Source organism: Nesterenkonia salmonea, from assembly GCF_005771525.1.
GTDB lineage: Bacteria > Actinomycetota > Actinomycetes > Actinomycetales > Micrococcaceae > Nesterenkonia > Nesterenkonia salmonea.
This window is the reverse complement of sequence record NZ_VAVZ01000005.1, coordinates 57,939-70,902: the sequence shown is the minus strand read 5'-3', so window position 1 is coordinate 70,902 and position 12,964 is coordinate 57,939. Positions and strand designations below refer to the sequence as shown.

At 61.7% G+C, this 12,964-nt stretch carries 14 protein-coding genes and 1 tRNA gene; all 15 read left to right on the top strand.

What is annotated here, in order from left to right:
• The first annotated feature begins 4 nt into the window (after positions 1-4).
• Positions 5-409 (top strand): cytidine deaminase, encoded by a 405-nt coding sequence (locus FEF26_RS02835; protein ID WP_138252025.1) that lies wholly within the window; start codon positions 5-7, stop codon positions 407-409.
• Positions 406-1,722, top strand: a complete 1,317-nt coding sequence (locus FEF26_RS02830; protein ID WP_138252024.1) for a thymidine phosphorylase — start codon at positions 406-408, stop codon at positions 1,720-1,722. Before FEF26_RS02835 ends, FEF26_RS02830 begins: the two co-directional genes overlap by 4 nt.
• Before the next feature lie 10 nt (positions 1,723-1,732).
• A complete protein-coding gene (locus tag FEF26_RS02825; RefSeq protein ID WP_138252023.1) occupies positions 1,733-2,464 on the top strand; it encodes a DedA family protein in 732 nt (243 codons plus the stop codon).
• 30 nt (positions 2,465-2,494) lie between these two features.
• Positions 2,495-3,634 (top strand): adenosine deaminase, encoded by a 1,140-nt coding sequence (locus FEF26_RS02820; protein WP_138252022.1) that lies wholly within the window; start codon positions 2,495-2,497, stop codon positions 3,632-3,634.
• Positions 3,631-4,032 (top strand): MazG nucleotide pyrophosphohydrolase domain-containing protein, encoded by a 402-nt coding sequence (locus tag FEF26_RS02815; RefSeq protein WP_243730380.1) that lies wholly within the window; start codon positions 3,631-3,633, stop codon positions 4,030-4,032. Before FEF26_RS02820 ends, FEF26_RS02815 begins: the two co-directional genes overlap by 4 nt.
• Before the next feature lie 59 nt (positions 4,033-4,091).
• Positions 4,092-5,378 carry a phosphopyruvate hydratase gene (eno, locus tag FEF26_RS02810; RefSeq protein WP_138252020.1) on the top strand — a complete coding sequence of 429 codons (1,287 nt, stop codon included), beginning with the start codon at positions 4,092-4,094 and terminating at the stop codon, positions 5,376-5,378.
• A 232-nt stretch (positions 5,379-5,610) separates the two neighbouring features.
• On the top strand, positions 5,611-6,237 hold the full coding sequence (locus tag FEF26_RS02805) for an FtsB family cell division protein (protein WP_138252019.1): 627 nt from the start codon (positions 5,611-5,613) through the stop codon (positions 6,235-6,237).
• A gap of 11 nt (positions 6,238-6,248) precedes the next feature.
• Positions 6,249-6,860 (top strand): DUF501 domain-containing protein, encoded by a 612-nt coding sequence (locus tag FEF26_RS02800; RefSeq protein WP_138252018.1) that lies wholly within the window; start codon positions 6,249-6,251, stop codon positions 6,858-6,860.
• On the top strand, positions 6,857-7,831 hold the full coding sequence (locus FEF26_RS02795) for a Ppx/GppA phosphatase family protein (RefSeq protein WP_166432890.1): 975 nt from the start codon (positions 6,857-6,859) through the stop codon (positions 7,829-7,831). Before FEF26_RS02800 ends, FEF26_RS02795 begins: the two co-directional genes overlap by 4 nt.
• A complete protein-coding gene (locus tag FEF26_RS02790) occupies positions 7,828-9,312 on the top strand; it encodes a S8 family peptidase (protein WP_138252016.1) in 1,485 nt (494 codons plus the stop codon). The genes FEF26_RS02795 and FEF26_RS02790 overlap by 4 nt, the downstream gene beginning before the upstream one ends.
• Before the next feature lie 87 nt (positions 9,313-9,399).
• Entirely contained in the window at positions 9,400-10,776 is a 1,377-nt protein-coding gene (locus FEF26_RS02785) for an NAD(P)/FAD-dependent oxidoreductase (RefSeq protein ID WP_138252015.1), read from the top strand.
• 56 nt (positions 10,777-10,832) lie between these two features.
• Positions 10,833-10,906, top strand: a tRNA-Leu gene (locus FEF26_RS02780).
• A gap of 71 nt (positions 10,907-10,977) precedes the next feature.
• On the top strand, positions 10,978-11,496 hold the full coding sequence (locus FEF26_RS02775) for a TetR/AcrR family transcriptional regulator (RefSeq protein ID WP_138252014.1): 519 nt from the start codon (positions 10,978-10,980) through the stop codon (positions 11,494-11,496).
• 78 nt (positions 11,497-11,574) lie between these two features.
• On the top strand, positions 11,575-12,198 hold the full coding sequence (locus FEF26_RS02770; RefSeq protein WP_138252013.1) for a biotin transporter BioY: 624 nt from the start codon (positions 11,575-11,577) through the stop codon (positions 12,196-12,198).
• Positions 12,195-12,905 carry an energy-coupling factor ABC transporter ATP-binding protein gene (locus FEF26_RS02765; protein WP_138252012.1) on the top strand — a complete coding sequence of 237 codons (711 nt, stop codon included), beginning with the start codon at positions 12,195-12,197 and terminating at the stop codon, positions 12,903-12,905. Before FEF26_RS02770 ends, FEF26_RS02765 begins: the two co-directional genes overlap by 4 nt.
• The last annotated feature ends 59 nt before the right edge of the window (positions 12,906-12,964 follow it).

Here is a 12,964-nt window from a genome sequence, read left to right as displayed (position 1 = left end):
CTCCATGGCTGACGACGTCGATTTCAGTGTGCTCACTGCCGCCGCAAACCACGCCCGGAGCCGCGCATACGCTCCCTACTCGCAGTATCAAGTGGGGGCAGCTGCGCTGACCACAGACGGTCGGCTCATCACCGGCTGCAATGTGGAGAACGCCTCCTACGGCGTCGGCCAGTGCGCTGAGAACACACTGGTCGGCCAGCTTCACCTCACCGGCGGGGGCCAGATCGCCGCCTTCACCTGCGTCAACGCCAACGGGGAGACCATCATGCCCTGCGGGCGCTGCCGCCAACTGCTCAACGAGTTCGCCGCAGAAACGTTCCAGATCTTGACCCCTGAAGGAATCACGAACATGGAGGGCATCCTGCCGCAGGCTTTCGGCCCCGCAGACCTAGGAAAGGTGGCTCCGTGAGCCCGTCACATGACGTCGTCGACCTCATCCGCACCAAACGTGATGGCGGCACCCTGAACCAGGAACAGATCGACTGGCTGATCAACGCCTACACCGATGGCACCGTCGCGGAGGAACAGATGAGTGCCCTCGCCATGGCGATCCTGCTGCGCGGGATGAACCGAGCGGAGATCCGGCAGTGGACCGCTGCAATGATCGGCACCGGGGATCGGATGAACTTCAGTTCCCTGACCAGGCCAGAAGGTGGCCGGCGGCTCACAGCAGATAAGCACTCCACCGGCGGCGTCGGCGATAAGATCACCCTGCCGCTGGCGCCACTGGTCGCCTCCTATGGGGTGCCTGTGCCGCAGCTCTCAGGCCGCGGGCTGGGACATACCGGTGGCACCCTGGACAAGCTGGAAGCCATCCCCGGCTGGCGTGCGCATCTGACCAATGCCGAGATCCTCCACCAGCTGGACACAGTTGGTGCTGTGATCTGCGCTGCCGGCTCCGGCCTGGCTCCAGCGGATAAGAAGCTCTACGCACTGCGCGATGTCACAGGCACCGTAGAGTCCATACCGCTCATCGCCAGTTCCATCATGTCCAAGAAGATCGCTGAGGGCACCGACGCTTTGGTCCTGGACGTGAAGGTCGGCACCGGGGCCTTTATGAAGAACTACGACGACGCCTTCGAACTTGCTCAGACCATGGTCGCTTTGGGCGCTGACGCTGGGGTGAACACCACGGCCCTGCTCACCGATATGGACACCCCTTTAGGTCTCACCGCAGGCAACGCTGTGGAAATTCAAGAATCTGTGGAGGTGCTGGCCGGAGGGGGCCCGGCGGACGTCGTCGAGCTCACTGTGGCCCTGGCTGCAGAAATGCTGGCAGGCGTGGGACTGACCGGTGTGGACCCGCAGGAAAACCTGAAGAACGGCAAAGCAATGGACGCCTGGCGGGGGATGATCGCCGCTCAGGGGGGAGACCCTGACGCGCCGCTGCCTGAACCTCGGCACATGCACACCATCCACGCCGCGGAGACAGGCACACTGACTCGCATGGACGCCTACGCGGTGGGGATAGCGGCCTGGAGACTGGGCGCTGGACGGGCACGCAAGGAGGACCAGGTTCAAGCCGCCGCCGGTCTCAGGCTGCACGCCAAGCCCGGTGACGCCGTACGCGCCGGAGAACCGCTCATCACGCTGCACACCGATGAGGAGCATCGCATTCAGCGAGCCGAGCAGGCGCTGCGTAAGGCGATCGACATCTCTGAGGGCAGCCACGCTCAGCCCTCAACCCTGATCAAGACCCGGATCGCAGCCGCGGACATCTGAAACACCAAACATGGGACTCGGCCAACTACTCGACCAGCTCAACGACCTGATCCTCACAGCCGCCTCCGGCTGGTGGACCCTGGTGGGCCTGTTCGTCTTCTGCGTGGCTGACGGCATCTTCCCCGTCCTGCCCTCGGACACGCTGGTCGTCGGCTTGGGCTCGGTCCAAGACTCTCCCGGCACGCCGCACTGGCTGTGGGTCATCCTCATTGCCGCCGGCGGTGCAGTGCTGGGCGACTTCATCGCGTGGACTCTGGGCCGCTGGATCGGTACCCACAGGTTCCGGTGGATGCGTCAGCCCACGCCGCAGAAAACCCTGGTCTGGGCCAGACACGAACTGGACAAGCGGGGTGTGCTGCTGATTTTCGTCGGTCGCTTCATCCCTGGTGCTCGTGTTGCCATCAACTTCGTCGCCGGTTCGACACAGTTCTCACTGCGCAGATTCCTGCTGATCGACAGCGCCGCCTCACTGCTGTGGGCGACCTGGCTGACCGGCCTGGGAATGCTCGGTGAGGCAATCTTCGGAAATATGCTCATCGCCATGGCGGTGGGAATCGGCGTCGCCATCGTGCTGGGCTGGATCAGTGAGCGGCTGTTCAAATTGTTCACTGCCTGGCTCGACCGCCGTGGCTACCACCTTGACCCTGAGGGCTACCAGGACATTGGTGAGGTGCCGGTGGAGCCGCCCATTCATCTGCGCCGCAAACAGCGTGACAAGAACGATGACGACGACGCCGCTTGAGACACCGAGCCCACCGGTAGGCTAAGGGCCATGAGCACTTACGAGGGTTTTGAAGCCCAGCTGCGCGACCTGCCCAAAGTTTCCCTGCACGACCACCTGGATGGGTCCCTTCGACCCTCCACTCTGATCGAGTTAGCCGCAGAGATAGAGCATGATTTGCCGAGCTCCGACCCGGCGGCACTGCAGGAGATCTTCCGGACCAACGCCAACTCCGGTGACCTTCTCAAATACTTGGAAGCCTTTGCGCACACCACCGCCGTGATGCAGTCGGCCGACAACCTGCGCCGAGTTGCGCGGGAATACGTTGAAGACTTAGCAGCTGATGGGGTGATCTACGCCGAGGTGCGGTGGGCGCCCGAGCAGCACATTGCTGGCGGTCTGACACTGGATGAGGCCGTGGAGGCTGTCCAAGCCGGGCTCAACGAGGGCGCCCAAGCCGTCGAAGAGAATGACGGGGTCATCGCCGTCGGGCAGCTGCTCTCCGCCATGCGGCAGGCTGACTATGCGGAAGACATCGTCGAACTGGCGCTGCGGCACCGGGAAGCCGGAGTGGTGGGCTTTGATATTGCGGGACCTGAGGCCGGGTTCCCACCGTCACAATTTGCTTCAAGCTTCACTCGCTTAGCCGAGCAGATGCTGCCTGCCACCGTCCACGCAGGCGAAGCCGATGGGCTGGAATCCGTGCGCAGCGCCCTGGTTGACGGCAGAGCCCAGCGGTTAGGTCATGGAATCCGTATCGCGGAGGACATTGTGCTGACCACAGGACCTGACTCTCGGTCCAAAACCGGTGATGGCGGTGAAGACCTCATTGAAGTCGAGCTGGGTCCGATCGCTGCCTGGGTGCGTGACCGGCAGATCCACCTGGAGACCTCACCGACTTCCAATCTCCAAACCGGCGCCGTGACAGCTCTCACCGGAGAGTCATCCGCGCAGATGGCCCACCACCCCTTCGACATGCTCTACCAGCTGGGCTTCAACGTCGGCGTCAACACGGACAACCGGTTGGTCTCCGGCGTGACCCTCAGCGGAGAGTTGGCCGCGCTCGCGGAAGCCTTCGACTACGGGCTGGCCGAACTGGTGGACTTCCAGGTCAACGCCATTGAGGCTAGTTTCCTGGGATACGAAGAACGCGAGGTGCTCGCCGCTCATATCCTCGAGGCTTGGCAGTGACTTCACTTCCGCATATGGAGCAGCTGAGGGACATCATCGCTCAGCTGCGGGAGCACTGCCCCTGGACTGCCCAGCTGACGCATGAGGCCCTCACCCCGTATCTCATCGAGGAAGCTCAGGAAGTCGCCGAGGAGATTGACGCCGGCATCACTGGGGAACCGCTGCGCAAAGAACTGGGGGACATCCTGCTTCAGGTAGCGCTGCATGCTGCTATTTCCCAGGAGCGCGGCGAGTTCGATCTGGATGGCGTTGCCGAAGCACTCTGCGCCAAGCTCATCCGGCGCAATCCCCATGTTTTCGAACCGCATGGTGCGCTCAACCCCAAAGAGGCGACCGTGGAAGAGATCGATGCTGCATGGGACCGGATTAAGGCCCAGGAGAAAGCTGAACTCGACTAGGCTGGAGACCAGTCAATGGTGACCGTTGTTCCGTCATCCCCTTTAGGCAAGGAGAATCCATGTCCCTGATCGCAAGCGTCTTCGGCCGCGAAATACTCGACTCCCGCGGAAATCCCACGGTGGAGGTTGATGTCCTGCTCGACGATGGAAGCTTCGGCCAGGCCGTCGTTCCTTCAGGCGCCTCCACTGGCGCCTTCGAGGCTGTGGAGCGCCGCGACGGCGATAAGCAGCGTTACCTCGGCAAGGGCGTGACTGAGGCCGTCAAAGCAGTCAATGACGTCATCGCTCCAGCTTTGGAAGCGCTCGACGCCACCGAGCAGCGGTCGATCGATCAGGTGCTTCTGGACCTTGACGGCACAGAGAACAAGGCCAGCCTTGGAGCCAATGCCATTCTGGGTGTCTCCCTTGCCGTGGCGAAGGCTGCCGCTGACGCCTCGGATCTGCCGCTCTACAAGTACCTGGGTGGTCCGAACGCCCATCTGCTGCCAGTACCCATGATGAACATCCTCAACGGCGGTTCGCACGCCGACTCTAATGTGGACATTCAGGAATTCATGATTGCTCCCATCGGTGCTGCGACCTTCTCGGAAGCTCTGCGCTCCGGAGTCGAGGTCTACCACGCGCTGAAAGCGCTGCTGAAGGAGAAGGGCCTCTCTACCGGGCTGGGCGACGAGGGCGGCTTCGCCCCGGACCTGCCTTCGAACCGAGCAGCGTTGGACCTCATCACTGAGGCCATTCACCGGGCAGGGTACAAGCCGGGTCAAGACGTTGCTCTGGCACTTGATGTGGCGGCCAGCGAGTTCTTCTCCGAGGGCTCTTACACCTTCGAAGGCGAACAGAAGACGCCTGAGCAGATGAGCCAGTATTACAAGGAACTCGTCGAGGCTTACCCGCTGGTTTCCATCGAGGACCCCCTGGACGAAGACGACTGGGAAGGGTGGAAGACCCTGACCGATATGATCGGCGCCCAGGTCCAGTTGGTCGGTGATGACCTCTTCGTGACCAACCCCGATCGCCTCGGAAAGGGCATCGCCAACGGCACGGCCAACTCGTTGTTGGTGAAGGTCAACCAGATCGGGTCGCTCACGGAGACGCTGGACGCCATCTCACTGGCCCAGCGCAGTCAGTACACCACTATGATCAGCCACCGTTCCGGTGAAACTGAGGACACCACGATCGCTGATATTTCCGTGGCCGTGAACTCGGGCCAGATCAAAACGGGCGCACCAGCTCGTTCCGAGCGGGTGGCTAAGTACAACCAGCTTCTGCGAATCGAAGAAGAGCTCGGAGACGCGGCCCGTTTCGCCGGCGCTTCAGCGTTTCCGCGTTTCTCTGCCGGTTCCTAAAGCTGCACCACGGTGAGATGAGCGGTCTGACTACCCGAGCCCCTGGGTGATCAGGCCGTTCGTCGTTTAAACGACGAATCCGGGATCTTCTGCGTGTCCTAGGGTCGGCATATACTGCCCCGCCAGTACGCTGAGGTTCTGTAACAGAACGCTTCCCATCAGTGGTGTGCTCGCCGGTTCGGCCTTCCACAGCTGAACCGGCGAGACATACCTAGTTAAGGCGGTGACGGCCGTGCCTCGACACGCACGCGGCTCAGATGCGTCCACCGCTGCACCCGAAACCTCAAGCACCGGCGGTCAGCGACGCGCTCAGGCTCGAGCAGAACGCGCCAGGGCTCGGCGTCTTCAGGAACGTGAACAGGTCTCAGGCGAGATCCGCACCCCGGATGAAATCACCGCTCGGCGTGCTCGCCGGGCGGACAAGCCACAGCAGCACGCCCAGCGCCCATCCACCAAAACCCCAGTCTCAGCCCGAACGCTTGTGCCGGAAAGAACGTTCTCCGGGCGGATGATTGTGCTGACGATCGTCACCCTGGTGGTCATCTCGTTCCTGGTGCCGACTGTTCGGACATACATGCAGCAGCGGGAAGAAATCAACGAGCTTGCCGGGCAAATATCCGAGGAGCAGCAGCGTCAGGACGAGCTGTACTCCGAGTTGGCGCGCTGGGATGATCCGCAGTTCGTTCAGCGCCAGGCGAGGGAGCGGATCAACCTCATGGTGCCAGGTGAACGCAGGTACCACGTGATCGGTGATCTGCAGGAGCATGAGGTCCATACGGACTCGGCGGACGACGCCGCTGAAGACCGAGATTGGACAGACGACCTCTGGGAATCGGTCATCGAGTCTGCTGAGCAGTAAAGTGGTGTGCTGTGAACCGCGCGCCTGTACCTTCTCCCACTCCGTCCCAAGCAGACCTTGACACGCTCAGCCTGCAGCTGGGCAGGCCGGTGCGCGACGTCGTCGAAATTCCTTCCCGCTGCATCTGCGGCAATCCGCTGGTTGCCGCAACGTCACCGCGGCTGTCCAACGGGATACCTTTTCCCACCACTTTCTATCTGACTCACCCCACACTGACCGGTGCAGTGTCTCGGCTCGAAGCGGCGGGCGTGATGGTGGAGATGACTGAGCGCTTGAGCCAGGATGCACACCTTGCCGAGCAGTACCGGCAAGCGCATGAGAAGTACCTCGAAGAACGGGAACGGATCCGGAAGAAGGCGGGCGTAGACCCAGTCTGGGAGATCGAAGGCATCACCGCTGGCGGTATGCCGAACCGAGTCAAGTGTCTTCACGTTCTCGCTGGACACGCCCTTGCCGCTGGCCCTGGCATCAATCCTCTGGGCGACCAGACACTGGACATGATCAGTCCCGAATGGACCCCGGACACCTGCACATGTGAGACTGCGTGGGACCACAGTGCCGAAGTCCCCGCTAAAGACCTGTCGCGCCACGTGCGCCGTCTTGAGGAAAGAGAAGCATCATGAGAGTTGCCGCTATCGACTGTGGCACCAACTCGATCCGTCTGCTGATCGCTGACGTCGACCTGCCCGGCTCTGGTGCGCTCACCGATGTGGTGCGCCGCATGACGGTGGTGCGTTTGGGCGAGGGCGTTGACCAGACCGGTGAGTTCTCTGCCGAGGCTCTGCAACGCACTTTCGCTGCCGTGGACGACTACGCCGCGCTCATTCGCAAACACCAGGCGCAGGCCGTTCGGTTCGTCGCCACGTCAGCCTCAAGAGATGTCAGCAACCGCACCGAGTTCATCTCCGGAGTCAAGGAGCGCCTCGGCGTCGAACCGGAAGTCATCCGCGGTTCCGAAGAAGCTGGCTTCTCCTTCTCCGGTGCGGCCTCGGTGCTCGATTGGGACTCTGAGCGAAAAGTTCTCGTGGTGGACCTCGGGGGTGGATCCACAGAGTTCGTCATGGGCACCTGCAAAGGGGCAGAGCACGCGATTTCCACCGATATGGGCTGCGTGCGGTTCAGCGAACGCCATATGCGCACTGATCCGCCGGCAGAAACCGAATGCTCTATGGCGGCTTTCGAAACTCTGAGTTTCCTCGAAAATGTTGCGCAGGTGATGCCGCTGCACGAGACAGAGACAGTGATCGGTGTCGCCGGGACCGTCACGACAGTCGCTGCTCACGCGCTCAAACTTGAAGATTACGACGCCGAGACCATCCACGGTGCCGAACTCTCCCTCGATGCCATCCAACAGTCGGTGGAGCAACTTGTGCACAGCACCCGTGACCAGCGTGCGGCAATGCCGTTCATGCACCCAGGCCGGGTTGATGTCATAGGTGCCGGAGCTTTGATCTGGGGCACCATCCTTGACTACCTCAACAAAGTCACCGACGGTCGGGTCACGAGTGCGATCGCCTCCGAGCACGACATCCTCGATGGACTGGTGATGTCTGTTGCCCGCGGAGAACTCGATGCCCAGGAGGTCGCCAGTTGAGCCGGGTTGGTCGCAGAGTCTGCTCGGTCGGCGTTGTCGGGATTCTCGCCGCGCAACTGGTCGCCACGCCGGCCTACGGCCAGGGCACTCGAGAGGAACAGTTCTGGCTCGAAGACTATGGAGTCACGGAAGCTTGGGAGACCACTCAGGGCGAAGGCATCACCATCGCGGTGATCGACACCGGTGTTGATGGAGACCATCCTTCGCTGGAGGGCGCCATGATGGGTGGCACCGACGTGTCAGGAGGCGGAGACGGCAGCGGTGGCCCGGTCTCGCAGACAAACACCGAGCACGGCACATTGGTGGCGTCCCTCGCCGCCGGACGCGGCGAAGAGATGCCCGAACCCGAAGAGATCGAAGCAGAGGACTTCGACGACCTCTCCGACGACGAATGGGATGAATGGTTTGATGACTTCCTCGCCGACATCGAGGAAATCTACGGGGAAGACTGGGAAGACGAAATCGATGAGGAAGCTCTCGACGAGTTCTATGACACTCGAGTCTTCCCAGGCATTGAGGATGCGGAGGAAGACGAATCCGATGAGGAAGTGGACGAATCCGCACCTTGGCCGGAGCGTCCCGCCGGAGTAGTAGGCGTAGCGCCAGAGGCGGATATCCTCTCCCTCTCTTTGGTGCTGGAAGATCCCAATCCCTACGGGCCCGGCACTGAAGACCAGATAGCCCAAGCGGTGACCTGGGCGGTGGACAACGGAGCGGACATCATCAACATGTCCATCGGCTCAGGCTCGCAGGACTGGCCAGAAAGCTGGGATGAAGCGTTCCTGCACGCCGAGCAGAACGATGTGCTGGTCATCGCCGCCGCAGGAAACAGGGCCGCTGGGCATTGGTCAGTCGGAGCTCCGGCCACCATCCCAGGCGTCCTCACAGTCGCTGGCGTCGATGAGGAACGAAACATCAGTGAAGACTCATCTTCCCAAGGAATTGCTGTTGACATCGCCGCAGCCTCGGAGCCGTTGGTCGGCGCGCTTCCGGAAGGTGGCTATGCCATGTGGACGGGGACATCCGGTGCCACACCCATAGTCGCCGGTGCGGCAGCCCTGACAATGGCTGCTCACCCGGAGCTGTCTGCTCAAGAGGTCAAACACCGTTTGCTCACCTCCGCGGATTCTGCAGGAGCCGACGGGATTGACCCCGAGTTCGGCCATGGCGTGCTCAACGTCGACGCCGCCGTCAACGGCAGCGTCCCTGAGTTCAACGCAGAGGACTACGACACCCTAGAAGACTGGATTCGGGTGCACCGCCGCACCGACACGGATGAGCAGGACTCCGAGGGCGTTCCAGAGGACTCCGATGTGGTGGCTGGCCCTGAAGGTGAGCCACGGGACCTTCCGCAAGCAGCTGAAGTCAGGTCAGCCCAGGACTGGGCCGGACCCGTCACTCTAGGAGTTGGCGCTCTGGTCCTTGCGGCGCTCATGACTCTGGCGGCGGTCCACCTGCTGTCACGCCGCGACACCAACTGATCCACACTTCGGCAACGGCGCCGTGCCAGATTGAACGCGCAAGCAATACCGATCACCCCCGTTTGAAACCGATATAGGATGGAGCCCATGGCACTGAAGCTCTCTGAGAAACCCCGAATTCTGATCGTTGGCGGCGGATACGTCGGCCTGACGGTTGCCCAACAGTTGCAGAAAAAGGTCAAAGCAGCCGGGGGGATCGTCACGTTGATCGATCCGCTGCCCTACATGACCTACCAGCCGTTCCTCCCAGAGGTAGTGGGCGGACACATTGAGGCTCGTCACGCCGTGGTACCGCACCGCAAACATCTGAAGGACACTGAGGTGATCACCGGCAAAGTCACCTCCGTGGACCACGAGGCCAAGGTTGCGATAGTCGGTCTGGATGAAGGCGAAAGCGTGGAGGTGCCCTACCAGGACATCGTCATGGCTGCCGGCGCGACGACTCGGACATTCCCCATCGAAGGACTGGCTGAGAACGGCATTGGTCTGAAGACCATTGAGGAAGCCTTGGGCCTGCGCAACCACATCCTGGAACGCCTGGAGTCAGCATCGGTGATGACTGACGAGGCTGCCAAGAAGCGTGCCCTGACCTTCGCAGTAGTGGGCGGTGGGTTCGCCGGCATCGAATGCGTCGCGGAGATGGAAGACATCATCCGCGCCTATGTGAGCGAGAACCCCCGGCTCTCCCAGTCTGACGTCCGTATTGTGCTGGTCGAGGCCATGGGACGGATCATGCCAGAAGTCACTGAGGACCAAGCGGTCGGTGTCGTTGAACACCTGCGTGGTCGGGGCGTCGAAGTGCTGCTCAACACCTCCCTGGGTTCAGCAGTTGATGGCGAACTGACCCTGATCGCGATGGCCGACAAGTCTGAAGTAGATGTCTTCGGTGCTGACACGTTGGTCTGGACCGCAGGCGTGGCTGCCAACGCCATCGCTCGCAGCTCTTCATTCCCAGTGGATGAGCGCGGACGCCTCACCGGCTCGGCAACACTGCAGATCCTCAACGAGGACGGCGACGTCATTGACGGAGCGTGGACTGCTGGTGACATCGCTGCAATCCCTGACCTGACCGGCGCTGGACCCGGCGGCTTCTGCGTTCCTAACGCTCAGCACGCTTGGCGTCAGGCAAAGCTGCTGGCAAAGAACCTCTTTTCTGCGCGGTTCGGCAACGGCTCAATCGCTGAGTACAAGCACGACTCTCTCGGTGCCGTTGCAGGTCTGGGCCTCTACAAGGGCGTCGGCAACCCGATGGGTGTCAAGATCAAGGGCATCGTGGCATGGGCGGCTCACCGTGGGTACCACGGCATGGCCATCCCGACTGTGGAGCGCAAAGTCCGCGTGGCTGGCGGTTGGGTCAACGAACTTGTCTTCGGCCGTGACGTCACACCGCTGCGTGACCTTGAGAACCCCACCAAGGCGTTTTATGAGGCAGCCGGCGGGAAGAAAGAAAAAGCCAAGAACTAGTAGGACCATCTGTCCTTAGATGGGGAAGCTGCATCGAGTGTGCAGCTCTCCCATTTCCCCCTATAGCCCAACTGGTAGAGGCAGTCGACTTAAAATCGATACAGTCTGGGTTCGAATCCCAGTAGGGGGACCTCTGAAGCTCGGCCCTCTGGATGTGTCTGGGTTCATGAACAGATTCACCTTCGCCCGTATGCTGGTCCAATGGCATTGACGGCTGGGCAGATTGTTGACGCTGCCCATGATCTGGTGGCCCAGTACGGAGTGCAGGACGTTTCCATGCGCAGGGTAGCCGCCGAACTAGGTGTTCAGCCTGGAGCTCTCTACTATCACGTGCCCAATAAGCAAGAAATGCTGCGGCGTGTGGCGCACCGAGTGCTCCAGCCCCTCCGAGATGTCCCGGGTGAGCCGCTGGAGCTTATGCAGCACCTGCGGAGACTGATCCTCGCGCTTCCGGATGGCGGCGACTTGATCCTCATTGCCTACGCTCTGGACCCAGACCTCCCTCCCGTGCCGGCGCTGCGCAATGCGCTGGCCAGCAGAAGTGAGGACGTGCGTCTTAGGAGTGTTGATGCTGGTGTACTGATGCGGTACGCATTGGGGGCGCTGGCGATTGAGCAGAACTCAGTCCTGTTCGGCCGCAGCGCAGATGAGAGCGCCCTGCTCTATGATCGGGGAATCAAAGCGATCCTAGGTCAACCCAGGGAAGTGCCGCGCGAGTAACTTGAACACCGTTCAAAAACCGCTTAGTGTGCTCGAAACAGAATGTTCAAGCGCGAATATCCCCGGAGGATGCACATCATGTCCCAATCGTCATCGGAGACCTCTCACATCGCAGAAGGAACTCGACGCACTCGAGGTCTCAATCCCGCTCAGGACATCGCGCTTATCGGGGTCTTCGCCGCCCTCATTGCCGTATTGGCTTTTGCCCCCCCGATACCTATCGGGAATTTTGGAGTGCCCATCACCCTGCAGACCATGGGCATTGCGCTTGCCGGTCTGGTCCTGGGGCCATGGCGTGGTGCTGCCGCTGCGGCGCTCTATGTAGTCCTCGGCCTATTGGGGCTGCCGATCTTTGCTGGATTCGTCGGCGGTTTCGGTGTCTTGGCCGGACCCTCCGCTGGGTACTTGCTCGCCTGGCCACTCACCGCCCTGGTCACCGGATTCATCGCACGCATTGTGCTCCGTCGGGGGTCCGTTCGCTGGCGGGTGCCCTTGCTGTTTGTCGCGGCAATCGCTGGCAGCATCCTGGTGACTCACCCGGCCGGCATCGTCGGCATGAGCATCAACCTTGAGGTCAGCCTGCGTGAAGCATTCTTCTTTGACATCGTCTTCTGGCCGGGCGATGTGATCAAGTCTCTGGTCGCAGCTGGGGCTGCCGCTCTTGTGCACCGGTCTGCCCCCTGGATTCTGGCTCGGGGATGATGCCGTCGGCCTCAGTGGAAATAGCGTTCAGGGACGTCCGTGTCCTGGCGGGGACCCGCCTCCTGCTGAGCATTGCGCAGCTGCAGCTCACCCAACGGAGGATCAGCGTGATCGGGCCCAATGGCGGCGGCAAATCAACACTGCTGCAACTGGTCAACGGTCTGGTCGAGCCGACTGAGGGCTATGTCAGTGTGGATGGCCAGGACACCGTCGATCATGGGCGAGCTGTCCGGCAGCAGGCCGGGTTCGTGTTCTCCAATCCGGCCGCCCAACTGGTCATGCCCACCCCTTTGGAAGATGTGGAGCTCTCGCTACGACGCACCCTGCGTGAGACATCCCAACGCCGTTCGGCTGCCATGCGGAGTCTTGACGAGCTGGGTATCGCCGAGCTGGCAGAGCGGAGCTCCCAGGAACTCTCTTCAGGGCAGCAGCAGCTGGTCGCCCTGGCCACAGTTCTTGCGCTGAAGCCGAGCGTCCTGCTGCTCGATGAACCCACCACCCTGCTTGACCTGGTCAATGCTCAACGCTTCACTCAGCAGGTGGAGAAGCTGGCTCAGCTACACGGCATCATGACCATCACCGCCACTCATGACCTCGACCTGGCGGCGCAGGCTGAGCGAACACTGCTGATCCACGACGGTGAAGTCGTGGCAGACGGAGATCCTGAAGCTGTGATCACCACATACCGACGCCGCAGCGCCGTATGAGACGACTACGACGCCGTCCCCGCCCACTGCGACCACGTGAGCAGGTATTAGGTCGCCGC

What these genes read in the sequence shown, in the direction of transcription:
- FEF26_RS02785 (WP_138252015.1), top strand. Translation starts at nt 9,400, where the DNA reads ATGGCACTGAAGCTCTCTGAGAAACCCCGAATTCTGATCGTTGGCGGC.
- FEF26_RS02820 (WP_138252022.1), top strand. Translation starts at nt 2,495, where the DNA reads ATGAGCACTTACGAGGGTTTTGAAGCCCAGCTGCGCGACCTGCCCAAA.
- eno (WP_138252020.1), top strand. Translation starts at nt 4,092, where the DNA reads ATGTCCCTGATCGCAAGCGTCTTCGGCCGCGAAATACTCGACTCCCGC.
- FEF26_RS02825 (WP_138252023.1), top strand. Translation starts at nt 1,733, where the DNA reads ATGGGACTCGGCCAACTACTCGACCAGCTCAACGACCTGATCCTCACA.
- FEF26_RS02765 (WP_138252012.1), top strand. Translation starts at nt 12,195, where the DNA reads ATGATGCCGTCGGCCTCAGTGGAAATAGCGTTCAGGGACGTCCGTGTC.
- FEF26_RS02775 (WP_138252014.1), top strand. Translation starts at nt 10,978, where the DNA reads ATGGCATTGACGGCTGGGCAGATTGTTGACGCTGCCCATGATCTGGTG.
- FEF26_RS02770 (WP_138252013.1), top strand. Translation starts at nt 11,575, where the DNA reads ATGTCCCAATCGTCATCGGAGACCTCTCACATCGCAGAAGGAACTCGA.
- FEF26_RS02835 (WP_138252025.1), top strand. Translation starts at nt 5, where the DNA reads ATGGCTGACGACGTCGATTTCAGTGTGCTCACTGCCGCCGCAAACCAC.
- FEF26_RS02795 (WP_166432890.1), top strand. Translation starts at nt 6,857, where the DNA reads ATGAGAGTTGCCGCTATCGACTGTGGCACCAACTCGATCCGTCTGCTG.